This window comes from Rhodanobacter sp. FDAARGOS 1247 (assembly GCF_016889805.1).
In the GTDB taxonomy this organism is placed as follows: domain Bacteria; phylum Pseudomonadota; class Gammaproteobacteria; order Xanthomonadales; family Rhodanobacteraceae; genus Rhodanobacter.
In genome coordinates, this window is the sequence record NZ_CP069535.1 from 687237 (window position 1) to 712611 (window position 25375).

The following is a 25375-nucleotide window of genomic DNA, read 5'->3' on the forward strand; positions in this document are numbered from 1 at the left end:
TTTTAGGCGCTTGATCCGCAATGTGCCACTGGCGCGATGGATGTCGCAGGCTGCGGTTCAGCGCCTCGGCACTTCGTGCTCGAACGCGTCGTCGAGCTTGCGCTGCAAGGTGGCAAGGCCGTCGCTCAGGCGCTGTTCCTGGCTTTCGTGCTGCTTGCGCAGGCCGAGGAACTCGTGCGCGACGCTGATCGCGGCCAGCACGGCCAGTCGTTCGAAGCTGGGTGCCTTGGCGTTCGCGCGCAGCTCGCGCATCTTGCGGTCGAGAAAGCCGGCGGCTTCGAGCAGGCCTTCGCGCTCTTCCGGCGCGCAGGCGATCAGGAACTCTCGGTCGATCAGTCGCAGCGCGACCGGTTCACTGGCGGGTGTGCTCATCAGCCGTTGCTCTCCAGCGACTTCAGGCGCTGGATCATCGCCTCCACGCGGCTGCGGGCCTGTTCGTTGCGCGCCATCAGGCCGGCGCGTTCGCCGGACAGCTGTTCCTGGCTCTGCCGCAGGCTGCGGTTTTCCTCGTTCAGCCGACGCACCGTTTCCAGCAAATGGTCAAGCTGGCGGGCCAGCGCGGCCAACTGCTGGTGGACCGGATCGGACGGGGCGGGATCGGGCGTGCTCATGGCCGAAACTATAGCAGGACGTTGCGGGAAATCTGCGAGCCGGTCGACGGGTGCGGAGGGCGCCGCCCGGTGCATTAAACTGGCCGTCATTCTTGCGAAGGAGCACCGCCATGGCGGCTACCGGGCCGATCGGCCACGACGATATCGATGCGCTGGTCATGCGTCTGCGCCTGGGCACCGAAGCCAGCGAACTGCACGGGTCGCTGTGCGGCTACCTGGCCGGCGGCGCCCGTCCGCAGGGCGGCGACGTGCTTGCCGCGCTGCAGCTGGATGGCGAGGCGACCGACCCCACGGACGAGGATCTTGCGCTGCTGCAGCGGCTGACCCGCCAGTGCGAGCGCGAGCTGGCCGACAGCGAACTGGGCTTCGAGCCGCTGCTGCCCGATGACGATCGCCCGCTGCTCGAACGCGCCGAGGCGGTGGTGGACTGGTGTCGCGGCTTCCTCGGCGGCTTCGGCCTGGCCGGTACCGCGGCGCACGCGTCATTGTCGGAGGAGGCGCAGGAGATCCTGCGCGACTTCGGCACCATCGCCGCCTCGTCGTTCGACTTCAACAACGAGGACGAAGACGAGGACGCGCTGATCGAGGTGCAGGAGTTCGTGCGGGTCGGCGCGCTGCTGCTGCATGCCGAGTGCAACCGGCACGATCCGGCGTCCAGCGGCAGCGTGCATTGATACCGGTCGAACACGGCTCGACCCCTGCGGCGATCGACCCCGAGGAATTCGCCCGTCGCCGTCGCCAGCTGATGAAGATGGCCGGCGAGGATGCGGTGCTGCTGGTCGCCGCCGCGCCCGAGCGCATGCGCAACGCGGACGCCGCCTGGCCGTACCGGCAGGACTCGGATTTCCACTACCTCGCTGGCTTCCCGGAAAGCGACGCCGTGCTGGCGCTGTTGCCCGGACGCCAGCACGGCGAAGTGGTGCTGTTCTGTCGCGAGCGTGATGCCGAGCGCGAGCGCTGGCACGGCCATGCGATCGGCACCGAACAGGCGGTGGCCGGCTACGGCATGGACGATGCGTTCCCGATCGACGACATCGACGACATCCTGCCCGGCATGATCGAGGGCCGCGCCCGCGTGTATTGCCACTTCGGCCGCGAGCCCCAGTTCGATGCGCAACTGCTGGGCTGGATGCGCCGCCTGCGCCAGTTGCGCGGCGGCGGCGTGGTGCCCAAGGAATTCGTGGCGCTGGGCCACCTGTTGCACGACCTGCGGCTGTACAAGTCGAAGGCCGAGCTGCGGCTGATGCGCACGGCGGCCGGGATCGCGGTGGAAGCGCACATGGCGGCGCTGGGCGCGGCCACGCCGGGACGCCACGAGTACGAGGTGGAGGCCGAGCTGCTGCGGGTCATGCGCAGCCGCGGCGCGGTGCCGGCGTTCGTGCCGATCGTCGCCGGCGGCACCAACGCCTGCGTGATGCACTATCAGAACAACCGGGCGCGACTGCGTGACGGCGACCTGCTGCTGATTGATGCGGGCGCCGAATGGGATTGCTACGCCTCCGACATCAGCAGGACATTTCCCGTCAACGGGCGTTACAGCCGCGAGCAGCGGGCGCTGTATGAAGTGGTGCTGGCCGCCCAGCTGGCGGCGATCGACGAGGTCCGTCCCGGCCGTCCGTTCAACGCGGCGCATCTCGCGGCGGTGCGCGTGCTGAGCGAGGGTCTGTGCGAACTCGGCCTGCTCAAGGGCGGCGCCGATGCGGCGGTGGCCGATGGCAGCTATCAGCGGTTCTTCCCGGCCAAGACCGGCCACTGGCTGGGGCTGGACGTGCATGACGTGGGCGACTACCGCATCGACGGCGAGTCGCGCCTGCTCGAGCCGGGCATGGTGTTGACCGTCGAGCCGGGTCTTTACGTGCCGCCGGACGACCGCTCGGTGGCCGAGCGCTGGCGCGGCATCGGCATCCGCATCGAGGACGACGTGGCGGTCACCCGCGACGGCAACGAGGTGCTCACCGCGGCGATGCCCCGCCAGGCCGAGGAGATCGAGGCACTGCTGGCCGCGCGCTAGCTCAACTCGTCCGGCAGTTCGGCGTCGCTGCGCAGACGATTCGCCTCGTCCGTGGCGTGCACCTCGTACCACATCGCGTTGAGGATGGCGAAGGCGCAAGCCAGGCCCAGGCCGAGGATCCACGAGAAATACCACATCGGTTCGTACTCCTCTCAATAACCGCCGTGCGCCTTGCGCACCTGCTCCAGCGTCACCCGTCCGCGCATCACCCGATAGACCCAGCCGGTATAGAGGATGACGATCGGCAACAGCACCGCGGTGACCAGCAGCATCAGTTGCAGGGTGCCGCGACTGGACGAGGCATCCCATACGGTCAGGCCGGAGCGCGGGTCCAGGCTGGAGGGCAGCAGGAACGGAAACAGCGCGAAGCCGGCCGAGGCGATCGTGCTGCCCACCATCAGGCTGCTGGCGATGAAGCCGGCCACGCTGCGCCGGCCGATCAGCGCCTGCACGCCCACGGCCGAGGCCAGCGCCAGCAACGGCGCCACCCAGAACCACGGATACTGCATGTAGCCCGCAAACCAGCTGCCACCCACCGCGACCTGCTTGAACAATGGGTTGGCCGGGCCGTCGGTCACCACCGGTCCGGCGATGGCAAAACCGGGAACACCCCAGGCCAGCCACACCCCGGCCAGCACGTACAGCACGGCGAACAGCAGGGTGGTCCAGCGTCCGACCGTCACCGCCCGCGCCGCGATCGCGTGGTCAGCCTTCATCGCGGCGAAACAGCTGCCATGCGCCAGCAGCATCGCCAGCGAGACCAGGCCGCACAGCAGCGCGAACGGATGCAGCAGGTCGAAGAAGCCGCCCTGCCAGCTCATCCGCAGATCGCCGTCGAAACGGAACGGCAGGCCCAGGAACAGATTGCCGAACGCCACGCCGGCCACCAGCATCACCACCACGCCGGATGCGCTGAGCACCCAGTCCCACGCTGATGCCCAGCGCGGGTCGTGGATCTTGCCGCGGAAATTGAAGCCGACCGGGCGCAGGATCAGTGCCAGCAGCACCAGCGCGATGGCGAAGTACATGCCCGAGAACGACACCGCGTACAGCATCGGCCAGGCCGCGAAGGTGGCGCCGCCGGCCAGGATGAACCACACCTGGTTGCCTTCCCAGGTCGGCTCGATGCCTTCCAGCAGCACCTGTCGTTCCTCGTTGTCGCGGCCCAGCACCTTCAGCAACGCGGCCACGCCGAAGTCGAAGCCGTCCATGATCGCGAAGCCGATCAGCAGCGTGCCGAGGATGGCCCACCAGATCACCCGCAAGGTTTCATAGTCAAACATCGCCGTTCTCCTTTGCCTCCTCTCCCCCTCGGGGAGAGGATTGAGGTGAGGGGCGGGCGCTCGCCATGGTGCTGATCGAAGCACGCTTCAATGTGTGCACCTCGCCAGCCCGGCCCATCATCCCAACCCTCTTCCCGCAGGCGAGGGGGAGCCATCCGTGGACGGCCAGATGCCCAGGCCATCCGGCCCCTTGCGCACGAACTTCAGCATCAGGAACACGTCGATCACCGCCAGCGCGGTATAGAACAGCACGAAGCCGCCCAGCGACGTCATTACCTGGCCTGCGCTCACCGACGACACGCCCAGCGCGGTGGGCAATACGCCCTCGATGGCCCACGGCTGGCGGCCGTACTCGGCGACGATCCAGCCCAGCTCGATCGCGACCCAAGGCAGCGGCAGACTCCACAAGGCCAGGCGCAGATACCAGCGCTGCGTATCGAGCTGGCGCGTGCTGGCCTTCCAGAACGAGAAGGCGAACAGCGCGATGAAATAGAAGCCGCAGCCGACCATGATGCGGAACGCCCAGAACAGCACCGGCACGTTCGGGATGGTGCTGTCGGCGGCCTTCTGGATGTCTGCCGGGGTGGCCTGGCGCGGGTCGTCCACGTACTTCTTCAGCAGCAACGCATAGCCCAGGTCCTTGTCGTGCGCGGCCAGCGTGGCCCTGGCTTTTGCGTTGTCCCGGTCCTGACGCAGCACCAGCATGGCGTCGTAGGCCTGGATGCCGGTGCCGATCCGACCCTTGGCGGTCTCCACCAGTTCGGCGATGCCGGGCATCGTCTCGTCGATCGAACGGGTGCCGATCAGGCCCATGACCCAGGGAATCTTCACGGCATAGTCCGTGCTGCGTCGTTGCACGTCCGGAAGGCCAAACACGGTGAACGAGGCCGGCGCCGGCTCGGTGTGCCACATCGCCTCGATCGCGGCCATCTTCATCTTCTGGTTCAGCGACACCGTGTAGCCCGAGGCATCGCCGAGCACCACCACCGACAGCGCCGCAGCCAGGCCGAAGCTTGCGGCCACCGTCATCGAGCGTTTGGCGAAATCCACGTTGCGGCCGCGCAGCAGGTACCACGCGCTGATCGACAGCACGAACATCGCGCCCAGCACGTAGCCGGCGCTCACCGTGTGCACGAATTTCTCCTGCGCCACCGGGTTGAAGAACACCTCGGAGAACGAGGTCACCTCCATCCGCATCGTGGTCGGGTTGAACGCCGAACCGACCGGATGCTGCATCCACGCGTTGGCGACCAGGATCCACAACGCCGACAGGCTGGTGCCCAGCGCGAGGAACCAGGTCACCAGCAGGTGCTTGATCCGCGAGATGCGATCCCAGCCCATGAAGAACACGCCGATCAGGGTGGCCTCCAGGAAGAACGCCATCAGTCCCTCGATCGCCAGCGGCGCGCCGAAGATGTCGCCCACGTAATGCGAGTAGTACGCCCAGTTCATGCCGAACTGGAATTCCATGGTCACTCCGGTGGCCACGCCCATCGCGAAATTGATGCCGAACAGCACGCCCCAGAAGCGCACCATCTGCCTCCACACCTCGCGCCCGGTCATCACGTAGACGCTCTCCATGATGGCCAGCATCCACACCAGGCCCAGGGTCAGCGGCACGAACAGGAAGTGGTACATCGCGGTCAGCGCGAACTGCAGGCGCGACAGCGTGACGACATCGGCGTCGATGATCATGGGCGGGCTTCCGCGGCGGCGTGGGACGCGGGGGCGAGCCGCTGCGCGATCGCCTCCGCGCTGGTGTCGGGCTTCGGCTGCGGTGCAAACACCACCCACCAGATCAGCGTCAGCGCCGCGATCTTCAGCGCGATGATCGCGAACAGTTCAAGGCTCAACCGCCGCAATGGCCGCGGCGACGTGCCGAAGGTCTCGGCGGAAGTGCTGGAAACCGGGGAGCTGGACATGCGACGAATCCGGGCCTTGCCTGCCCGTCAGCATACGCCGCGGGGATGTCTCGGCCATGTGGACGAATGTCGCAGCGGCGACTTACAGCATGCCGAACGCATCCCGGGTGAGGTTTTCCGGCGCGTCGTCGGTGCACGCCACGTCGTCCTCGATGCGGATGCCGCCGTACTGGCGGAAGTGGTCGACCTTCGCCCAGTCGATGTCGGCCGCGATCGGTTTGTCGCGCAGTTCGGCCAGCAGCATGTCGATGAAATACAGGCCGGGCTCGATCGTCACCACCATGCCCGGCTCCAGCACGCGGGTCATGCGCAGGTACGGATGGCCGTCCGGACGGGCGATGCTGCCGCCGCGTTCGCCTTGCTGGAAGCCGGCCACGTCGTGCACCTGCAGGCCGATCGGATGGCCCAGGCCGTGCGGAAAGAACGCGCCGGTCACGCCGGACTCGACCGCGCTTTCCGCGCTCATGCGCAGGAAGCCATGCTCGCGCAGCACGCCGGCCAGCACGTGGTGGGCATGGATGTGCAGCTCGGGGTAGCCCTGCCCGGCGCGCACTTTCGCCGCGAAGCCGCGCTGCGCGGCGTCGACGCTGTCGATCAGCGACTGGAATTCGCCCGCCTGCGGCGAGGCGTAGGTGCGGGTGATGTCGCTGGCGTAACCCGCCGCGCTGGCGCCGGCGTCGATCAGGAACGAGCGCGACGCCGCCGGCGGCGTGCGGTCGAAGTGCGTGTAGTGCAGCACCGCGCCGTGTTCGTTCAGGGCCACGATGCTGGCGTAGGGCAACTCGGCATCGATCTGTTTCGCGGCAGCGAGATAGGCCATGTGGATGCCGAACTCGCTTTCGCCGGCGTGGAACGCCGCTTCGGCGGCGTGATGGGCGCGCGTGCCGATGCGGCTGGCTTCGCGCATCAGGGCCAGTTCGTACGGCGTCTTGTAGCTGCGGTGCCAGTGCAGGTAGTCGAGCACGGCCGGCGGGTTGTTCGCCTCCACGCCATCGGTGACGGGGCAGGCGGCGGCGATCACCGCGCGCCTGCCGGCGGGCAGTTGCGCGATCGCTTCGGCGGCGCTGCGCACGATCACGATGTCGAAGTGCTCCACCCAGTAGCCGTGCGGCGCCGCAGGCACCACGTGCCAGTAGTCGCGCGGCTGCACGAAGACCAGCTTCGGCTTGCTGCCCGGCGTGTACGCGACCCAGCTGCCCGGCGCGTCGGTCAGCGGCAGCCAGTGCTTGAAGTGCGGATTGACCACGAACGGGTAGTCCTGGTCGTCGAGGAACTTGCCCGGCGGCGTGCCGGCGGCGACCAGCAGGTGGTCGTAGCCGCCCAGCGCAAGCGCGCGGTCGGCGCGTTCGCGCACGGTGGCGAGGTGCTGCGGATACAGCGGGGCGAACAAGTCGGACATGGAGACTCCTGCGACGACGAATCGTTGCGCGGCCGCCGCGCGGATGCGGCGGGAGCGAGCGTTTCGCGGTGGACCGGGGATGGGCGGGGCAGGCGTCATGATGACGCCGCCGCGCCGCAACTTCCAGTCAGGGTCAGGCCTGCGCCAGCCAGCTCTCGAGGCGTGCGGCGTCGGCGTCGCTGATCGCCACGATGCGATAGCCGGCCCAGATCTGCCCGGAACTGGCGGCCGCTTCGTGCCACTGTTCCTGGATGCCGACCTCGATCGGTTGCGACTGGGTCAGCATCCGGCCCGAGCCGGGCAGGGTCATGCTGACCTGATACAAGGCCTCGCTGCGCGGCGCCTGGGCGCTGATCAGCAGCATGCCGGTGCTGGAAAGATTGCCGAGGTGGCCGATCGGCAGGCCGCTGATCACGTCGGTGACGATCGCATTGACGGAGGCCCGCTTGCGCTCGGCACGGCGCTGGTTGCTGGTGCTCATGGGCGGGCGCTCCCGGACGGCGGGCGTCGTGGCTGCAGGCTGCCGGTGAGGCTGCGCCATGCGCGGTCGAGCAGGCTGTCCGGCTGGGCCGGCACTTCGCAGACGCGGCCGCTGGCGACTTCATGGGCAAGCTGGGTCAGGCTCATTTCCTCGCCGCGCTGGCCGCGCCGGCTGACCAGCAGGCAGCGGCCGGACATCGGCGAGTACCAGGCCAGCTTGCGTCGGGAGATCTGCCCGCTGGCCGGGTCGATGAACTCGAACCAGCTGCCGAACGGCAGTTCCTTCAGATGCTGTTCGATGCGCCGCACCCGCGGATCGACCGCGTCATCCTGCTGCTGCGACGTCGCCGCGGCGGCCGGCGCATGCGGCGGCGCCGGTTCGCTGCGGGCCGCCGGCGCGGTCGTGCTTTTGCGCGGGGACGGCGGGGCGGCGGCCGGGCCTGCCATCGTTTCGTGGCTGGACTGTTGCTCGCCCAGCCGCTGGTGCTGCTTCAGGCGCAGCGCCAGGTCGGTGGCGCTGGGTAGCTCGGTGGAGGGGTCCGGCGTGCCGGCGCCCAGCAGCCGCTGGGCCACCTGCACCGCCTCTTCGGCGTGCATGCCGATCTGCTGCAGGCCCGATTCCACTTCCGTCTGCAGGTGCAGGCGGTCGTCGACCGGCAGGCGGCCGAGCAGCTGGTCGGTGATCTTCAGTTGCTCGCGGAACGCCTCGCTCTGTTCGCCGTGGCGCAGCAGGGTCAGCGCCAGCACGTCCGACCAGGCGCGGTCGAGCAGGGCGCGCAGCAGGCCACGCGGTGGCGATTGCGCGAACCGCTCGGCCATCAGCTCGCCGGCGCGGCGACGTGCCTGGTCGAGTCGCTCGCGACCCTGGGCCGCTTCCACGTGGCGCCGCTCGGCGGCCTGCGCCTTGCGCGTGAGCAGGGCCAGATGATGTTCGATGTCGGCCAGCAAGGTGGTGTACAGGCCGGCGCTGGGCGGCTCCTGGTTGGCGCGGCTGACCAATTGCTCCAGCTTGCTCGCCAGCGGCCGGTTGCTTTCGTCGTCGCTGCCGTCCAGCCAGTCGTTGGCGGCGGCGGTGACGGTGTCCAGCAGCCGGCGTGCCGGGTGCTCGCGTTTCTCGAAGAAGCCATGGTCGGCCACGGCCATGCGCAGCACCGGCAACTGCAGGTCGGTCAGCAGGTGGCTGGCGTTGCCGCCCTGCTGCAGCTGATGGCCGAGCTGCTCGAACAGGCGCGCGACCAGCTCCACCGTGTCGCCCTGTTCGTCGCTGAGCTGGGTGCGTGGCGCGCCGGCGGGCTTGCCGAAGTTGAGCTGGGCCACCAGTTCCTCGCGCAGGCGGGCGGCGGTGCGCAGTTCGCGGCTGGCCTGGTCGGTGACCTGGGCCAGGTGCTGCTGCAAGGCGCCCAGTGCCGACTGCAGTTCGTCCTCGCTGGCCGCGCGCCCGGCGGAGCCGCCGCTGAGACCGCCCTGGACGGCGCGTTGCTGCGCCAGCAGATCGCGCAGGGATTCCAGTACCTCGATCGGCGCTCCCGGCGCGCCGCCCGATGCATGGGCGGGCGTGGCGCTTGCGCCGAGGCTTGCCGGTGTCGTCGCGGCTTCGCCGGCGGCCTCACCGCCGGCGCCGGTGGTGCGGGATCGCTTGCCGATGTTCCGCGGGATCGGGATGCTGCGCAGCTGCGGCAGGATGCCGTCGGCCTTGAGCTGGGCGTTGATGCTCTCGTACAGCGGGCCCAGCGGCTGGATCACCCACTGATCGAAGTGCTGCAGCAACAGCAGCTGGTGCTTGAGCGGCAGCTCGAACTCGCTGCTGGCGGCGTGGCAGGCCCTGGCCATGGCGTGAGGACCGAGGGGCAGCGCCGGGCCTTCCAGCGGCGGCGCGCCGATCAGTACCGCCAGCCGGTAACCCAGTTCGTACAGGGTGTTGCTGTGGCGGACCTCGCCGCGGGCGCCCAGCTGTTCGAGCATCATGGCCACTTCCTGCTCGCCCGGGTCGACCAGTTCGAGCACCTGCCACGACTTCTCGTTGCCGGCCGACTCGGCCGAGTCGGGGTTGCGCTCGTCTACCTGGTCGAGCGCGGCGCCGAGCTGTTCCATGAAGCGCTGGGCAAACGCGGCGCGATCCTGCAGCACGCGTTGCCGACTGGCGAAGCAATCCTGCTGGACGCCGGCATTGTGGGCGCGCTCGGCCAGCGCAAACAGCTGTTTCTCGAATTCGCCCAGGCAGCGCCGCAGGGGTTCCTGCAGTCCTTCCACGCACAGCGTGTAACTGGTTTCGAACAGGCGCTGCGCACGCGCAGGCCAGCGCGCGCTAGTCCTGCCGCCCTGATGCGACGCAAACGAGTGACGTCGATCGTGTCCGACATCCATGCAAGTGCCTGTGAATTCCCCCCGGAGCGGCCAGTTTATGCTGGTTCCCGCGGCTATGCCATGCGGAGGCCGAAATTCGGGGGACGACGATCGACGGGGTCGTGGCGAAAGCGGGCATGCGATGGTCGCCCCGAGCCGCCGGGGCAGGTCTATATTGTGCGGCCGGAAAGGTTCGCGACGACGTTGTGTTGATGCCTGTTCGGGCAGGTTGGCGAATTGGCGGGCGATCGCTGCGCCGCGGTGCGGGGTCATGCGAATGCCGGTGTGTGGCACGCTCTGGCCGGACAGGGCAGGGAAAACAGGCAGTGCAAACGACATCGACAAGATCCTGGCGCCGCCAGCCACGGCAATGGACGACGCCGTGCGCGACGCTACTGCTGGTACTGGCGGTATCCGGTTGCGTGCGACCGACCCGTTCCGTGGTGGTCAGCCCTTCGGCCCCGCGCGCGACGGGTGTTGCCCGCACGGTGGGCACTGATGCGTCGTTTGCGACGATCGTCGACGAGCTGCAGCATGGTCATTACGCGGAAGGCGAACAGGCGCTGCGCCAGCATCTGGCGAGGCATCCGGGCGATCGTGCGGCGCAGGCCATGCTGCACCAGCTCACCGGCGATCCGCAGCAGTTGCTTGGCCGTTCGTCGCAGGCCCATGTGGTGCAGGAAGGTGAGTCCTACAGCTTGCTGGCGGCTCGTCATCTCGGTGATGCCCGCCGGTTCCTGATCCTGGCGCGCTACAACGGTTCGACCAACCCCTCGCGCTTGCAGGTGGGCCAGACGGTGCAGTTGCCGATGTCCGGGGCCGCTGTCCCGGCGGATGCGGAGCCGGCGGTGGCTGGCACCGGCGAAGCCGGTCGTGGCGCCACGGGCGAGCCGTCGGCACCGGCGCAGGCGGATGCGCGACGCCCCGTGGCGGCAGTCGCGGAATCATCGGCGCAGAAGGCGCGACGGTTGCAGAAGGAAAGCGTGGCCCTGCTCGGCCAGGGGCAACGACAGCAGGCGCTGGCGCGCCTCGACGAAGCCTTGACCATCGATCCGCGGCTGCCGCCGGGCGGGTCCGGGGCGGCGTCCCTGCGCAAGGATCTGCTGGCCGGATGCCACCAGCGGGCCATCGTGCTGTATCGCAACCAGCAGCTGGACCCGGCCATCGCGTTGTGGGACCACGTGCTGGCCATCGATCCGGACTATGAGCCGGCCACCATCTACCGCGCCCGCGCGCTCGAGTTGAAGCAGCGGCTCAAGCAGTTCTGATCGTCGGGCACGGGCAGTGGGCGGGATGCCGCCGGATCGCGTCGTCGATCAGGATGGGTGGTGTGTGTCGTCGTCGCCGTCTACAGCCTGGCCGTCCGCCACCGGCAGGATCAGCGTAGGTCGGGTGACGTCTTCCACGGTGGCGGCGGCGGCCGTTTCCCCGGGATGTCGCCGACGGCCCTGCAGCGCACCGTTCATCAGGTTGAATGCGGCGAACAGCCGGCCAAGTTCGTCGCGGCGAACCAGCCGGATGCGGTAGCGGAAGTCGCCCCGCGCCACCCGCAGCATCGCGTTGCCGAGCAGGTCCAGCAGGGTCAGCAATTGCCGCGACAGCCAGTACGTGGCGCCGATCACCGCGACCAGCGTCACCACCAGCACGGCGATGATGACCCACAGCGTGGTCTTGCTGGCTGCCCGCAGCGGCGCGTCGCTGATGCCCAGATGCAGTTCGCCCACCGTGGCCGTCTGGTAATGGACCGGCACGTCGAACAGCAGCATCTCGTCGCGGCCGGGGGCGCCGGTATCGCTGCCCCGATAGCTGTCGATATCGTCCGATCGCGACAGCGGCTTCTTCCCGGTCAGCGCCGGCAGCCGGGTGCCGACCTCATCCGCCTGCGTGCTGGCGATGATTTCGCCATAACGATCGGCGATGGCCAGATAGTGGATCTGCTGGTTGCGGGCGATGCTCTCGACCAGTGCGCGGGTGGCGGCGCGATCGCCGAGCAGCAGGTTCTCCGCCGATTCGTTGGCGACCATGCGCCCCAGCGAGCTGCCGAAATCCAGCGCCAGGCCGGTGACGGCGGCGTTCTGCTTGGCGTGGATCGCCGCCAGTCCCAGCAGCAGGGTGAGGCTGAGCGTGGCGCCGAGGACGCCGACCCAGCGCAGGCGCAGCGAGGTGATGTGGCTGGTCAGCGGCCGTTCGTGCAGGCGCTCGTACTCGCGTCGGGCCAGCCGCAGGTCGGCGACGACTTCGCTTCCCCGCTGATAGCGCTCCGTCGCCGCGGGCGCCAGCAAGGTGTGCACGATGCCGACCAGGATTGACGGCGCGGACGGGTCGCGTGGCTGGATCGACGGGTTGGGCAGGCGCTGGCGCGCACGGATCAGCTGCCGGATGTCGCCGGTCTCCGGCCATGGCAGCTTGCCGGTGAGCAGCCAGTACAGCACCACACCCAGCGAGAACAGGTCGCTGCGTGCGTCGGTCGGTTCGCCGCGCAGGTGCTCCGGCGCCATGTAGGCCGGCGTGCCGGCGATCTGGGTGCGCGTGGCGCCGGGCCTGTCTTGCCCGCCGCGTCGTTCGGCGATGCCGAAATCGTTGACCTTGGCGTGTTGCCAGCCCTCGGCCAGCATGATGTTCTCGGGCTTGATGTCGTGGTGCACGACGCCCTGGGCGTGGGCGTAGTCGAGTGCGGCGGCGACCTGTCCGGCCAGCTCCATGATCGCCGGCAGTGAAGGAAAACCCTCGCGACTGACGCGGCTGGCCAGCGTCTCGCCGGAGAGCCGCTCCATCGCGATGTACGGACTGCCGTCGTCGGTCTCTCCCACGTCGAAGATGGTGACGATGTGGGGATGGGTGAGGTGGCCGGCGGCTCGCGCCTCGACCAGGAAGCGGTCGCGATAGACGGGGTCGGCGGCAACCTCCCGGTGCAGGCACTTGATCGCCACCGCACGCTGGATGTCCGGGTCGAAGCCGGCGTAGACGACGGCCATCGCGCCCTCGCCGAGGACGCCGTCGATGCGGTAGCGACCGACCTTCGACGGGATCGCGCGCGCGGTCACGGCAGCGGGTTCAGATCAGCCACCAGGCCAGCGCGACCACGGCCATGAGCACCAGCGCCCCGGCCGCGATCCGGCGCCCGTTTGCGGCGCGGCGTACATCGTGTTCGCGGGTCAGGAACACGAACTCCGCGTGACCCAGCCGGATGTGGTCGCTGTGCTTCAGCATCGTCATGTGGATGCGCTTGTCGTTCACGAACGTGCCATTGGTGGACAGCGTGTTCATGATGATGTGGCGGCCCTGCTTGTTGGTGATCCAGGCATGCGAGGCGGACACGCTCGGGTCGTCGACGACGATGTGGTTGTCGTTGCCCCGGCCGATGGTCTGCCTGCCCTCGTTCAGGGTGAAGCGCCGGCCCGCCAGCCCGGGACTGATTCCCTCGAGCACCGGCTGGTGCACGCTGGCCAGGCCATCCAGGGGCGCTTCGGCCTCGCTGGTGTACCGGCGCAACATCTCGGTCGAAAAGAAGCGGGTTCCCTGCGGTCCGGAGGAGCGTTTGTCGGCCGGGTCCGTCGGTGTCTGGTTGTGGCCGTTCATGGAGATCCTGGGACCGATTTCGGGGTCACTATAACCAACCGTCCGACCATGCGAACACCTCCCGGCGAGGCGTGTCGGCGCAGGTTCACCCCATCATTCAGCAACCGCGTGAGGGTGGTGTCGACGGCTTGCCGAACCCATGCCGCCGGGCGATCGCTTCAATCGAGAAAGCTGGCAATGACATCGTTGAGGAAGCGCTGGCCGAGTGCGGTGGCGTGCAGGCGATCCGGATCGTCGCGCAGCCAGCCGCGCTGGCGGGCGGCGGCCAGGCCGCCAGCGATGCGTTCGGCCGGCAGGCCGGTGCGCTCGGCGAAGGCCGCCATCGGCACGCCGTCGATCAGTCGCAGCGCGTTGAGCATGTATTCGAACGGCAGCTCGCTGGCCTCCACCCGGTTGTCGCCACCGATGCGTGCGGGGCCGGCGGCGGCGTCCATGTAGGCGCGCGGGCCGCGGGTCTTCCAGCGGCGGTGGATGTCGCCGCTGGCGGCGTCGCTGAGCTTGCCGTGGGCCCCGGCGCCGATGCCGAGGTAGTCGCCGAACTGCCAGTAGTTGAGGTTGTGCACGCAGCGCCGGCCGGGCCTGGCGTAGGCGGAGATTTCGTACTGGCCGTAGCCGGCGGCGGCCAGGCGCGCCTCGCAGGCTTCCTGCATCGCCCACGCATCGTCGTCGTCCGGCAGCGGCGGCGGGTTCGCGGCGAACACGGTGTTCGGCTCCAGGGTGAGCTGGTAGTGCGAGACGTGGGTGGGCTGCAGCGCGACGGCGCGTTCCACGTCGGCCAGGGCGCCGTCGAGGTCCTGCTGCGGCAGCGCGTACATCAGGTCGAGGTTGATGTTGTCGTAGCCGGCGTCCTGCGCCGACTTCACCGCGGCCTCGGCCTCGTTCGCCGAGTGGATGCGGCCGAGCCGGCGCAGCTTGTCGTCGTCGAAGCTCTGCACGCCGAACGAGATGCGGTTGACCCCGGCGGCCAGGTAACCGTCGAAGCGGCCATGCTCGACGGTGCCGGGATTGGTTTCCAGGGTGATCTCCGCGTCATCGGCCAGCGGCAGGCGCTCGCGCACGCCGTCGAGCAGGCGCTCGATCAGTTCCGGCGAAAACAGGCTGGGCGTGCCGCCGCCGAAGAAGATGCTGATGACGGGGCGGCCATCCAGCGCCGCGGCGAAATCTGCGCGGTCCGCGTCGAGGTCGGCCAGCAGGTGGTCGATGTACTCCGCGTACGGCGGCGGCTCGCTGCGCAGGCCGTGTGAATTGAAGTCGCAGTACGGGCACTTCTTCACGCACCACGGCATGTGCACGTACAGCGACAGCGGTGGCGCGATCAGGCTCATGCGTGGTGGCGTTCGCGCAGCCGCTCGTGCAGTTTCACCAGCGCCTGGCCGCGATGGCTGAGGCGGTTCTTCAGCGCGTCGTCCATTTCGGCCACGCTTTGCTGGTAGCCCTCGGGCAGGAACACGGGGTTGTAGCCGAAGCCGCCCGTGCCGCGCCCCTCGGTGAGGATGCGGCCGTGCCAGCGCGCTTCGGCGATCAGCGGGGCGGGGTCGCTGGCGTGCTGCAGCAGCACCAGCACGCAGATGAAGAACGCGCCGCGCTGTTCGGTCGGCACGCCGTCGAGTTCGCGCAGCAGCTTCGCATTGTTCGCCGCGGCATCGCCGTGGCCGCCGCTGTAGCGCGCCGAGTACAGGCCGGGTGCGCCGTGCAGGTGGTCGACGCACAGGCCGGAATCGTCGGCCAGCGCAGGCAGGCCGCTGGCCTGGGCGGCGTGGCGTGCCTTGAGCAGGGCGTTCTCGACGAAGGTCAGTCCGGTCTCGTCGGCATCGCTGATGCCCAGGCTGGTCTGCGGGATCACCTCGAGGCCGCTGTCGGCCAGCAGCGCACTGAATTCCTTCAGCTTGCCGGGGTTGCTGCTGGCCAGCACGATGCGTTGCATGGTGATGTGGTTTCCTTGAGTCCGGTTGCCCTCACCCCTTGCCCTCTCCCACAGGCGGGAGAGGGGGAGTGATTGTCGCGCTGCGCGCGACGGCTTCAATGGGATAAAAGCGCCGCACGTTGCGCGGCAACCAATTCGCCGATGCCTTTTTCGGCCAGCGCCAGCATCGCGTCCATTTCGTCGCGGCGGAACGCATGGCCTTCGGCGGTGCCCTGCACTTCGATGAAGCCGCCGCCGTCGTTCATCACCACGTTCATGTCGGTGTCGCAATCCGAGTCCTCGGCGTAGTCGAGGTCGAGCACGGGCTGGCCCTTGTAGATGCCCACCGAGACCGCGGCGATCGCGCCGATCACCGGATTGCGCTTGAGGTTCTCGCGCTTCATCAGCAGGTTCACTGCGTCGACCAGGGCCACGTAGGCGCCGGTGATCGCCGCGGTGCGGGTGCCGCCGTCGGCCTGCAGCACGTCGCAGTCCAGCGTGATCACCCGTTCGCCCAGCGCCTGCCGGTTGATGCAGGCGCGCAGGCTGCGGCCGATCAGCCGCTGGATCTCCATGGTGCGGCCGCCCTGGCCGCCGCGCGCGGCTTCGCGCTGCATGCGGGTGTTGGTGGCGCGCGGCAGCATGCCGTATTCGGCGGTGATCCAGCCCTCGCCCTTGCCGCGCAGCCAGGCCGGCGCGCGATCCTCGATGCTGGCGGTGCACAGCACGCGGGTGTCACCAAAGCTCACCAGCACCGAGCCTTCGGCGTGGCGGGTGTAGTGGCGTTCGATGCTGACGGCGCGCAGCTGGTCGCTGGCGCGGCCGCTGGGGCGGGAGACGGAATTCATGGGGCGGGTCCTGGGGTCAGCCTGGCCGGATTGGGCAAGCAGGATCGGAGAGTTTACCATTGCGTCCTTTCCCCACGCCCGGAAGGCGCCGATGATCCGCAGCATGACGGCCTATGCCAGCGCCGAAACCACCGGCCCCGCCGGTACGCTCGGCTGCGAGCTGCGCACGGTCAACCACCGCTACCTGGAGCTGAGCCCGCGGCTGCCGGACGACCTGCGCGCGTTCGAATCGCAATTGCGCGAGCGGGTGGCGAGCAAGCTGTCGCGCGGCAAGCTGGACCTGACCGTGCGGCGTACCGGCGACGGGCGCAGCGAATCGCTGCAGGTGAACAGTGCGCTGCTGGCGCGCCTGTCGGAGCTGAACCTGGACATGGCCGCGCTGTTCCCCGGCCTGCAGGTGCAGTTCACCGAACTGCTGCGCTTCCCCGGCGTGATGCAGCAGGCCGAAACCGATCCCGAGGCGCAGCAGGCCGCACTGTTCGACGTGCTCGACCGCGCGCTGGACGCGCTCACCGCCACCCGCGAGCGCGAGGGCGCCAAGCTGGGCGAGATCCTGCGCGAGAAGCTGGACGGCATTGAGCGCGTGGTGGCCGACGTGCGCGGCTGGATGCCGGAGATCCGCGCCGCGTTGCGCACCCGCCTGGAAACGCGGCTGGCCGACCTGAAGCAGCCGGTCGAGCCGGGCCGGCTGGAGCAGGAACTGGTGCTGCAGATCACCCGCACCGACGTCGACGAGGAACTGGACCGGCTCAGCACGCATATCGCCGAGACGCGCCGCGTGCTGGGGCTGAAGGAGCCGGTCGGCCGCCGGCTGGACTTCCTGATGCAGGAATTCAACCGCGAGGCGAACACGCTGGGTTCCAAGTCGGTCGACGCGCGCAGCACCAACGCGGCGGTCGAGCTGAAGGTGCTGATCGAGCAGATGCGCGAACAGGTGCAGAACATCGAATGAACATGGGCTTGCTGATCTCGATTCCGCGCAGGCCGTGGCCCCTCACCCCAACCCTCTCCCCGGAAGGGAGAGGGGGCGAACGTGCTGCGCATCGTCATGAATATTGAGGCGGCGGGCACGCTGTTCGTGGTCGCCGCGCCCTCCGGCGCGGGCAAGTCCACCCTGGTGAACGCGCTGCTCGAGCGCGAGCGCGCGATCTCGCTGTCGGTGTCGCACACCACGCGGCCGCCGCGTCCCGGTGAAATGTACGGACGGCATTACTACTTCGTCGAACGCGCGGAGTTCGAGCGCGAGATCGCCGAAGGCATTTTCCTGGAACACGCCGAGGTGCATGGCAACCTCTACGGCACCTCGCGCACCACGGTGCAGGACCTGCTGGCGCAGGGTCGCGACGTGCTGCTGGAGATCGACTGGCAGGGCGCCGAGCAGATCCGTCGCAGCAAGCCCGATTGCGTCAGCGTGTTCATCCTGCCGCCGTCGCGGGCCGAGCTGGAACGGCGCCTGCGTGGCCGCGGTTCGGATGCGCCGGAGGTGATCGAGCGCCGCCTGCGCAACTCGCGCGGCGAGATCGCCCACGCCCATGAGTTCGACTACGTCCTGGTCAACGACGTGTTCGACGATGCGCTGGCCGACCTGCAGGCGATCGTGCGGGCGGTGCGCCTGCGCAGCGCGCTGCAGTGGCAGCGCCACGAAGCCCTGATCGCCGAACTGCTCGCCCCCGGCGGCTGAAACGCCGGCCGTCGCATGGTCTTCGAACCGCGCATCGGCTACCTTGTCCGCTTTCTCCACGTCGTTTGCCGCCCATGACCGACCCCGTTCGCGCCACACCCGACGACGCCACCCTGGTGCGGATCCGTGGCCTGACCACGGTGCTCAACGGCAAGACCATTTTCGATGCGCTGGACATGGACATCCCCCGCGGCAGGATCACCGCGATCATGGGCCCCAGCGGCACCGGCAAGACCACCCTGCTCAAGCACATCACCGGGCAGATGCGCGCCGACGCGGGCACGATCCACGTCAACGGCGCGAACCTGGCCCAGCTGTCGCGCGAACAGCTGTACAAGCTGCGCGAGGGGATCGGCTACCTGTTCCAGAATTCGGCGCTGCTGACCGACTTCGACGTGTTCGAGAACGTGGCGTTCCCGTTGCGCCAGCACACGAAGCTGCCGGAGGAGCTGATCCGCAACCTGGTGCTGCTGAAGCTGCAGGCCGTCGGCCTGCGCGGCGCGGCGCGGTTGAGCCCGGACGAGCTGTCCGGCGGCATGGCGCGGCGCGTGGCGCTGGCGCGGGCGATCGTGTTCGATCCGATGCTGATCCTGTATGACGAGCCGTTCGTGGGGCTGGACCCGGTGGCGCTGAACCAGGTGCTGAAACTGATCCGCACGTTGAACGAGACGCTGGGCATCACCAGCGTGCTGGTGGCGCACGAGCTGGAAGCGGTCAAGCGGGTGGCCGACCACGTGTACCTGATCGCCAACGGCAAGGTGGTGGCGCAGGGCGATCCGAAGACGATCGCCGATGACGGCTCGGCGTGGACGCGCCAGTTCTTCGGCGGCGAGGCGGACGGCCCGGTGCCGTTCCAGTATCCGGCCGGTGATTACGCGCAGGCACTGGGTCTGGCGGGAGTGGCGAAATGACCGCGCGCGGGCCACAAGCCAACAATGTCGTGCTCCGCTCGCTGGCGCAGATCGGGGCCAGCGGACTGTTCCTGCTGACCCTGCTGGCGGCGGTTCCGCGCAGCTTCCGCCACGTGCGCGAGACGATCCGCCAGCTGTGGTTCGTCGGCGCGATGAGCCTGACCATCATCATGGTCTGCGGCCTGTTCGTGGGCATGGTGCTGATGCTGCAGCTGTACCACGTGCTGTCGATCTTCGGCGGCACCTCGGCCAGCGGCATGGTGGTGGCGTTGTCGGTGTACCGCGAGCTGGGTCCGGTGGTCACCGCGCTGCTGTTCGCCGGCCGCGCCGGTACCGCGATCACCGCCGAGATCGGCCTGATGCGCGCCACCGACCAGATCTCGGCGATGGAGATGATGGCGGTCGACCCGATCGCCTACGTCGCCACGCCGCGCTTCCTGGCCGGGCTGATCGCGATGCCGCTGCTGTGCTGCGTGTTCTGCGCGATGGCGGTGTTCGGCGGCCACCTGGTCGGCGTCACCTGGCTGGGCATCGACAACGGCACGTTCTGGTCGAACATGACGGCGGTGGTCGACGTGCGCACCGACATCGTCAACGGCGTGCTGTTCAAGAGCCTGGCCTTCGGCGCGGTGGTGTCGCTGATCGCGGTGTTCCAGGGCTTCACCACCGCGCCCACCAGCGAAGGCGTGGCGTATGCCACCACGCGCACCGTGGTCGCCTCGTCGATCGCCATCCTGGCGCTCGATTTCGTGCTCACCGCTTTCCTGATGTAACTGCCATGACCCATCGTTTTCCGAGGATTCTGCCGTGAGCCAACCCAGAAGTTCGTATGCCGTCGGCACCGGCCTGTTCATCGTGCTCGGCTTCGCCGCGCTGGCCTACCTGGCGACCCAGACCAGTTCGGTGGCGAACGTCCACCAGGGCGACAGCTACACCGTCCAGGCACAGTTCACCAACATCGGCCAGCTGAAGGAGCGCGCGCCGGTGAAGATCGCCGGGGTGCGGGTGGGCCAGGTGCAGTCGATCACGCTGAAGCCCGATCACGACGTGGCCGACGTGACGCTGTCGATCGACAGGAACTACAACCACATTCCGCAGGATTCGGTGGCCACCATCTTCACCAGCGGCCTGCTCGGCGACCAGTACGTGGGCATCGAGTACGGCAGCGCGAAGCAGGCGGTGGCCGGCGGCGGCACGCTGGCGCGGACCAAGTCCACCCAGCCGCTGGAAGAGATGCTGGGCAAGTTCTTCGGCGCCGGCGGCGTGGTCGACAACGTGGGCGGCAGCTATGCGGTCAAGGCGAGCTTCACCAACGTCGGCACGCTGTCGGCCGGCGCGCCGGTGAAGATGGCCGGCGTGGTGATCGGCAGCGTGCAGTCGGTGCACGCCGATCCGGTCAAGCTCAACGCCGAAGTGGTGTTGTCGATCGACAAGCGCTACGACGCGATCCCCGACGATTCGGCCGCCGCGGTGTTCACCAGCGGTTTGATCGGCACCCAGTATGTTGCGATCCAGCCGGGCGGTTCACCCGATGCGCTCAAGGACGGTGACGAGATGATCCTGACCCAGTCCGCGATGCAGCTGGAGGACCTGATCGGCAAGTTCCTGGTGAACGGTTCGTCCAGTGACAAGAAAGACGCCGGCAACGGCAGCAAATAGCCCGCCATCCCTGTCGGCTCGACGAGCCGGTACCGCTTGAGGAGTTACCCATGTTGCGCAGACTGGCTCTTGCCACCGCGATCGCCTTCGGCACCGTCGTCGCCGCCCCCGCGTTTGCCCAGACGTCCGCACCCGCTGCGGCCGATGCCACGCAGCCGACGCCGGCCCAGGTCGTGCAGACGATCGCCGACCAGCTGGCCTCGGCGATCGAGGGGCATCGCGACGAGCTGAAGAAGAACCAGGAGAAGCTCATCAGCGTCATCGATGAGGTGTTCCTGCCGCATTTCGACCTGGACTACGCCTCGATCCTGGTGCTGGGCCAGCACGCCCGCGAAGCGACACCTGCCCAGCGCGAGCGTTTCGCCAAGGCGTTCTACAACTCGATCACCCACCGCTACGCCGAAGGCCTGCTCAACTACACCCGCGGCCGGGTCAAGGTGCTGCCGTTCAAGGGCGACCTCAACGACAAGCGCACCGTGGTGCGTACCCAGGTGGTGCTGGACGACGGCAAGCTGGTGTCGATCGACTACGCGTTCCGCAAGGGCCGCAATGGCGACTGGAAGGCCTACGACGTGATCATCGAGGGCATTTCCTATGTCACCAACTACCGCAACCAGGTGGATGCGGAAATCCGCAAGGTCGGCATCGAGCAGCTGATCACCAACCTCGAGACCCAGGGTGAGAAGGCGCTGGAGACGATGGCCAAGGACAACAAGGACAAGCCGTGACGAAGGCCGTCGCTGCTTCCGGCTTCCGCCTGGACGTGGCCTCGCCGGCGACCCTGGCGGTGGCCGGCGAACTCGGTTTCGACACGGCGAAGGATGCCCTGCAGGCGATGCAGTCCGCACTGGTGGCCGACGTTCGGATCAGCCGGCTCGACCTGGCCGGGGTGACCCGCAGCGACAGCGCCGGGCTGGCCTGCGTGCTTGCCGTGGTGGCCGACGTCCGTGGCCGTGGCCGATCGCTGGAGGTCGCCCACATGCCTGCGGGGATGCGGGCGCTGGCCCAGGTCTGCGAAGTCGACCGGATGATGGGCTGACCCGACGGAGCGGCAAAATGAAAAGGGGCCTCGCGGCCCCTCTTCGTGGTCATCCGGTCGCCCCCTTCCTGGGGGACCGCCCGGCGATGCCGGTTCGGTCAGCGCTGGCTCGATTGGCCCGGATGGCTGTTTTCCCACTGATGCTGCTGGTCGAGCAACTCCTCGGGATCGAAGTTCTGCTCGTCCAGGCCCTGCATCTGCTGGATGATCTCCACCGGCGGGTTGCCGTCGTAGATCTTGTACAGGCGCTGCTGCCGGTAGGCGTCGCGGATGAACACGTACGGATCATAGGCGGACTGCAGGAAGCCCTCCGCGTCGATCGCGCGCGAGCGGATCGTCACCAGGTACATCATCTGCGGCATGTACTGCAGGCCGTTGTAGTGATGGTTGTTGGCGAACAGGGTCAGCGGATCGAAGAAATAGCTGTCCACCGGGCGCTGCCAGATGTCGCGCACGGTGCTGGGACCGAGCAGGGGCAGCATCAGGTAGTCGCCTTCCGGGGCGCCCCAGCGCGCCAGGGTGACGCCGAAATCGTTGTCTTCCAGCGGCAGGCCCAGCTGGCTGGCCGGATCGAAGAAGCCGCCGATGCCCAGGGTCAGGTTGACCAGGAACCGGCCGGTGCTCTGCAGCGCCTGCTTCGGCCGCGCCTGCAGCAGGTCGTTGGCGACCGTGATCGGCATCCGGATGTTGGTGAAGAAGTCGCTGAACGAGCGGCGCACCGGCGGGTTGGTCACCTTGCGGTAACCCAGCGCGACGGGACGGATCACCGCCTTGTCCACGGCGTCGTTGAACTTGTAGGCGCCGCGGTTGAACTTCTCCAGCGGATCGTCGGTGCGCGGCTTGGCAATCGTGCAGCCAGCCAGCAACGCGATCGCCAGCACGGGCAACCAGCGGCCAAGCAGGGAAGAGCGAAGCGAAGAAGGCATCAGTGCAGGGTTCGCGTCGGGGGACAGTTAAGTGTACTGTCTGGTTTTGTATCTTGCACGGTTTTCGGCAGGTTTTTGCCCAGCGCGTCCATCCGTGGCCAGCCGGCCATGATACGCGCCGTGCGCATTGCCAGCAAAGCATCCGCTCAACTACACTGTCAGACCATATAAGTCTCTATTCCCTAAGGAATTCGCATGGCCCGTATTACCGTGGAGGACTGCCTTGAGGTGGTCGACAACCGTTTTGAACTGGTATTGATGGCGACCAAGCGCGCGCGCCAGCTGGAAAAGGGCGCCGAACCGGCCGTCAATCCGGATCACGACAAGCCCACCGTGCTGGCCCTGCGCGAGATCGCCGCGCGCCGCATCGATCAGGCCACGATCGACCAGATCGACAAGGCCGAGCGCGAGCGCGCCGAGCGTGAGGCGCTGGAATGGGCGGCGGCCGAAGTGGACGACGATCTCTCCAAGGGTGGCGACGACTGATGGATGGCGGTTGCTGTAGCACGTGCTCGCGCGACATCGGCATGGCCGGTGTCATCCAGCGCGCACGTCCGGCAGCCGCACGCTTCTCCCGACTCGAGGCAGGCGCCTGAACAGGCGCCGGCAACGATGACTGCGGCCACCCACCCCGCCACGGTCGACCTGTCCGCGCTGCCACCGTATGCGCTGGCCCTGAAGGAACGCATCAACTACCTGCCCGAAGCGCAGGTGACGCGGGTCATGCGCGCGTTCCAGATCGGCGCGCAGGCGCACGCCGGCCAGGAGCGCAAGAGCGGCGAGCCGTACATCACCCATCCGGTGGCGGTGGCGGGCATCCTGGCCGAACTGGGGCTGGATGCCGAGACGATCATCGCGGCGATCCTGCACGACACCCTGGAAGACACCGAGCTCAGCCGCGAGGACATCGCCGCCGAGTTCGGCGAGGTCGTGGCCGAACTGGTCGACGGCGTCACCAAGCTGGACAAGATGCGCTTCGGCACCCGCCAGGAAGCCGATGCGGAAAGCTTCCGCAAGATGCTGCTGGCGATGGCGCGCGACATCCGCGTGATCCTGATCAAGCTGTCCGACCGGCTGCACAACATGCGCACGCTGGGCGCCAAGGACGGCTCCTCGCGCCGGCGCATTGCCCGCGAAACGCTGGAGATCTTCGCGCCGATCGCGCAGCGCCTGGGCATGAACAAGTTCAAGGCCGAGTTGCAGGACCTGGGCTTCCACGCCCTGTATCCGGATCGCTATCGCGTGATCAGCGAGCGCATCCGCGCGGCGCTCGGCAACCGACGCGAGGCGATGGGCAAGATCGAGGCGGCGCTGACCGCGCGCCTGCAGGCCGACCACCTGCCGGCCCTGGTGGTGGGGCGGATCAAGTCGCCGTGGAGCATCTATTCGAAGATGCGTGGCGAGCACAAGAGCTTCGCCCAGCTGATGGACGTCTACGGTTTCCGCGTGGTGGTCGACAGCGCGATGAGCTGCTACATGGCGCTCGGCATGGTGCACGCGCTGTACAAGCCGGTCGACAAGCGCTTCAAGGACTTCATCGCGATTCCCAAGGCGAATGGCTACCAGTCGCTGCACACCGTGCTGCTGGGGCCGTTCGGCGCGCCCATCGAGGTGCAGATCCGCACGGCCGAGATGGATTCGGTGGCCGAGAGTGGCGTGGCAGCGCACTGGGCCTACAAGACCGAGAGCGGCCCGGCCAACAGCGCGCAGGCGCGTGCGCGGGAATGGTTATCCTCGCTGGTCGACAGTTCGGCCAACACGGTGTCGTCGTCGGAGTTCATCGAGAACGTCAAGATCGACCTGTTCCCCGACGAGGTCTACCTGTTCACGCCGCGCGGCGACATCTTGTCGCTGCCGCGCAATGCCACCGCCCTGGATTTCGCCTACGCCGTGCACACCGACGTGGGCGACCACGCGGTGGCTGCGCGGGTCGACAAGCGGCTGCTGCCGCTGCGCACCCGACTGGAATCCGGCCAACTGGTGGAGATCATCACCGCGCCGTCGGCGGTGCCGAACCCGGCATGGCTGGAAGTGGTGGTGACCGGCAAGGCGCGTGCCGCCATCCGCCAGTACCTGAAGCACCTGCAGCACGAGGACGCGGTGGATTTCGGCCATCGCATGCTCGATCGCGCGCTGGACGCCCTGGGCAGCAGCCTCGATGGCGTCCCGCCGGCGGTGCTCGACCGCTTCCTGGAGACCTCCAAGCTCAAGCGGCTGGAGGAGTTGCTGTCCGACATCGCGCTGGGCAACCGCATGCCCGACGTGGTGGCCGGCCAGTTGCTCGCCTCGCGCGGCAGGAAGGCCGGCAAGCCGCAGCTGCCGGTGCACACGCACGAGAAGATCCGCATCACCGGCGCCGAGCGCGGCGTGCTCAGCTTCGCCAACTGCTGCCACCCGCTGCCGGGCGACGACATCATCGGCTACCTGTCCTCGGGCAAGGGCATCGTGGTGCATCGCGAGGAATGCCCGAACGTGTTCGAGCTGAGCAAGTCGCCCGAACGCCGCGTGGCGATCGAATGGGACCGCGACGTGCAGGGCGACTATCGGGCCGAGCTGCGCATCGAGGTGATCAATCGCCCCGGCGTGCTGGCCACCGTGGCCGCCGCGATCGCCGCCGCCGACTCGAACATCGAGAACGTGGAGTACGTCGAACGCGACTCCGCGGCAGCCACCCTGCTGTTCGCGATGGAAGTGAAAAGCCGCAAGCACCTGGCCGACGTGATCCGTCGCGTGCGCCGTACCGGGGTGGTCAGCGGGGCGTATCGGTATCCGCTGTAAGC

27 protein-coding genes are annotated in these 25375 nt (G+C 68.2%); 12 read left to right on the plus strand and 15 right to left on the minus strand.

Going from position 1 to position 25375, the window contains the following annotated elements; translation table 11 throughout:
- Window positions 1–57: 57 nt before the first annotated feature.
- Both I6J77_RS02975 and I6J77_RS02980 read right to left on the minus strand, forming a co-directional pair.
- Entirely contained in the window at window positions 58–372 is a 315-nt protein-coding gene (locus I6J77_RS02975; RefSeq protein WP_056763752.1) for a cell division protein ZapA, read from the minus strand.
- Entirely contained in the window at window positions 372–611 is a 240-nt protein-coding gene (locus tag I6J77_RS02980) for a TIGR02449 family protein (RefSeq protein WP_007807283.1), read from the minus strand. Before I6J77_RS02980 ends, I6J77_RS02975 begins: the two co-directional genes overlap by 1 nt.
- A 110-nt stretch (window positions 612–721) precedes the next feature.
- Here I6J77_RS02980 and I6J77_RS02985 point away from each other — a divergent pair, with 110 nt between their 5' ends.
- On the plus strand, window positions 722–1285 hold the full coding sequence (locus I6J77_RS02985) for a UPF0149 family protein (RefSeq protein ID WP_204110509.1): 564 nt from the start codon (window positions 722–724) through the stop codon (window positions 1283–1285).
- A 71-nt stretch (window positions 1286–1356) separates the two neighbouring features.
- The gene (locus I6J77_RS02990) at window positions 1357–2622 is read left to right on the plus strand and encodes an aminopeptidase P N-terminal domain-containing protein (RefSeq protein ID WP_239309259.1); all 1266 of its coding nucleotides are present in this window, start codon (window positions 1357–1359) and stop codon (window positions 2620–2622) included.
- On the opposite strand, the gene cydX is transcribed toward I6J77_RS02990, so the two are convergent.
- The 7 genes from cydX to I6J77_RS03025 form a co-directional block, all read right to left on the minus strand.
- A complete protein-coding gene (gene cydX, locus I6J77_RS02995) occupies window positions 2619–2759 on the minus strand; it encodes a cytochrome bd-I oxidase subunit CydX (RefSeq protein ID WP_056718487.1) in 141 nt (46 codons plus the stop codon). The two genes, I6J77_RS02990 and cydX, sit on opposite strands and share 4 nt — an antisense overlap.
- Window positions 2760–2774: 15 nt before the next feature.
- On the minus strand, window positions 2775–3905 hold the full coding sequence (gene cydB, locus I6J77_RS03000; RefSeq protein ID WP_204110510.1) for a cytochrome d ubiquinol oxidase subunit II: 1131 nt from the start codon (window positions 3903–3905) through the stop codon (window positions 2775–2777).
- A gap of 117 nt (window positions 3906–4022) precedes the next feature.
- Entirely contained in the window at window positions 4023–5600 is a 1578-nt protein-coding gene (locus tag I6J77_RS03005) for a cytochrome ubiquinol oxidase subunit I (protein ID WP_204110511.1), read from the minus strand.
- Complete coding sequence (gene cydP / locus I6J77_RS03010) at window positions 5597–5827, minus strand: cytochrome oxidase putative small subunit CydP (RefSeq protein WP_204110512.1); 231 nt, start codon at window positions 5825–5827, stop codon at window positions 5597–5599. Before cydP ends, I6J77_RS03005 begins: the two co-directional genes overlap by 4 nt.
- Window positions 5828–5909: 82 nt before the next feature.
- The gene (pepQ, locus tag I6J77_RS03015; RefSeq protein WP_204110513.1) at window positions 5910–7226 is read right to left on the minus strand and encodes a Xaa-Pro dipeptidase; all 1317 of its coding nucleotides are present in this window, start codon (window positions 7224–7226) and stop codon (window positions 5910–5912) included.
- Between the two features lie 133 nt (window positions 7227–7359).
- Window positions 7360–7707, minus strand: a complete 348-nt coding sequence (locus tag I6J77_RS03020; RefSeq protein WP_007807260.1) for a PilZ domain-containing protein — start codon at window positions 7705–7707, stop codon at window positions 7360–7362.
- Window positions 7704–10070: a DUF1631 family protein gene (locus tag I6J77_RS03025; RefSeq protein ID WP_204110514.1), complete on the minus strand. Its 2367-nt coding sequence runs from the start codon at window positions 10068–10070 to the stop codon at window positions 7704–7706. Before I6J77_RS03025 ends, I6J77_RS03020 begins: the two co-directional genes overlap by 4 nt.
- Before the next feature lie 401 nt (window positions 10071–10471).
- Here I6J77_RS03025 and I6J77_RS03030 point away from each other — a divergent pair, with 401 nt between their 5' ends.
- Window positions 10472–11317, plus strand: a complete 846-nt coding sequence (locus I6J77_RS03030; protein ID WP_239309172.1) for a LysM domain-containing protein — start codon at window positions 10472–10474, stop codon at window positions 11315–11317.
- A gap of 48 nt (window positions 11318–11365) precedes the next feature.
- Here I6J77_RS03030 and I6J77_RS03035 read toward each other — a convergent pair whose 3' ends face one another.
- The 5 genes from I6J77_RS03035 to rph form a co-directional block, all read right to left on the minus strand.
- Window positions 11366–13093, minus strand: a complete 1728-nt coding sequence (locus tag I6J77_RS03035) for a protein kinase (protein ID WP_204110516.1) — start codon at window positions 13091–13093, stop codon at window positions 11366–11368.
- 10 nt (window positions 13094–13103) lie between these two features.
- On the minus strand, window positions 13104–13628 hold the full coding sequence (locus I6J77_RS03040) for an FHA domain-containing protein (RefSeq protein ID WP_204110517.1): 525 nt from the start codon (window positions 13626–13628) through the stop codon (window positions 13104–13106).
- A gap of 158 nt (window positions 13629–13786) precedes the next feature.
- Window positions 13787–14953: a radical SAM family heme chaperone HemW gene (gene hemW, locus I6J77_RS03045; protein WP_204110518.1), complete on the minus strand. Its 1167-nt coding sequence runs from the start codon at window positions 14951–14953 to the stop codon at window positions 13787–13789.
- Entirely contained in the window at window positions 14950–15552 is a 603-nt protein-coding gene (gene rdgB / locus I6J77_RS03050) for an RdgB/HAM1 family non-canonical purine NTP pyrophosphatase (RefSeq protein ID WP_204110519.1), read from the minus strand. Before rdgB ends, hemW begins: the two co-directional genes overlap by 4 nt.
- Before the next feature lie 95 nt (window positions 15553–15647).
- Entirely contained in the window at window positions 15648–16379 is a 732-nt protein-coding gene (gene rph, locus I6J77_RS03055; protein WP_056763771.1) for a ribonuclease PH, read from the minus strand.
- A gap of 91 nt (window positions 16380–16470) precedes the next feature.
- Between rph and I6J77_RS03060 the strand changes: the two genes are divergently transcribed.
- From I6J77_RS03060 to I6J77_RS03090, 7 genes are all read left to right on the plus strand, one after another.
- Complete coding sequence (locus I6J77_RS03060; protein ID WP_056718474.1) at window positions 16471–17331, plus strand: YicC/YloC family endoribonuclease; 861 nt, start codon at window positions 16471–16473, stop codon at window positions 17329–17331.
- Window positions 17332–17427: 96 nt separating this feature from the next.
- On the plus strand, window positions 17428–18060 hold the full coding sequence (gmk, locus tag I6J77_RS03065; protein WP_204111382.1) for a guanylate kinase: 633 nt from the start codon (window positions 17428–17430) through the stop codon (window positions 18058–18060).
- A gap of 74 nt (window positions 18061–18134) precedes the next feature.
- On the plus strand, window positions 18135–18971 hold the full coding sequence (locus I6J77_RS03070) for an ABC transporter ATP-binding protein (protein ID WP_056763775.1): 837 nt from the start codon (window positions 18135–18137) through the stop codon (window positions 18969–18971).
- Complete coding sequence (mlaE, locus tag I6J77_RS03075) at window positions 18968–19744, plus strand: lipid asymmetry maintenance ABC transporter permease subunit MlaE (protein ID WP_204110520.1); 777 nt, start codon at window positions 18968–18970, stop codon at window positions 19742–19744. Before I6J77_RS03070 ends, mlaE begins: the two co-directional genes overlap by 4 nt.
- 34 nt (window positions 19745–19778) lie before the next feature.
- Window positions 19779–20630, plus strand: coding sequence for an outer membrane lipid asymmetry maintenance protein MlaD (gene mlaD, locus I6J77_RS03080; RefSeq protein WP_204110521.1), 852 nt, complete (start codon window positions 19779–19781; stop codon window positions 20628–20630).
- Between the two features lie 50 nt (window positions 20631–20680).
- Window positions 20681–21358 (plus strand): phospholipid-binding protein MlaC, encoded by a 678-nt coding sequence (locus I6J77_RS03085; RefSeq protein ID WP_204110522.1) that lies wholly within the window; start codon window positions 20681–20683, stop codon window positions 21356–21358.
- The gene (locus I6J77_RS03090; protein WP_204110523.1) at window positions 21355–21669 is read left to right on the plus strand and encodes a lipid asymmetry maintenance protein MlaB; all 315 of its coding nucleotides are present in this window, start codon (window positions 21355–21357) and stop codon (window positions 21667–21669) included. Before I6J77_RS03085 ends, I6J77_RS03090 begins: the two co-directional genes overlap by 4 nt.
- 98 nt (window positions 21670–21767) lie before the next feature.
- Here I6J77_RS03090 and I6J77_RS03095 read toward each other — a convergent pair whose 3' ends face one another.
- Entirely contained in the window at window positions 21768–22595 is an 828-nt protein-coding gene (locus I6J77_RS03095) for a VacJ family lipoprotein (protein WP_007807236.1), read from the minus strand.
- A gap of 195 nt (window positions 22596–22790) precedes the next feature.
- Between I6J77_RS03095 and rpoZ the strand changes: the two genes are divergently transcribed.
- A complete protein-coding gene (rpoZ, locus tag I6J77_RS03100; protein ID WP_007509529.1) occupies window positions 22791–23081 on the plus strand; it encodes a DNA-directed RNA polymerase subunit omega in 291 nt (96 codons plus the stop codon).
- Between the two features lie 126 nt (window positions 23082–23207).
- Window positions 23208–25373 carry a bifunctional (p)ppGpp synthetase/guanosine-3',5'-bis(diphosphate) 3'-pyrophosphohydrolase gene (locus I6J77_RS03105; protein WP_056763782.1) on the plus strand — a complete coding sequence of 722 codons (2166 nt, stop codon included), beginning with the start codon at window positions 23208–23210 and terminating at the stop codon, window positions 25371–25373.
- Window positions 25374–25375 lie beyond the last annotated feature (2 nt).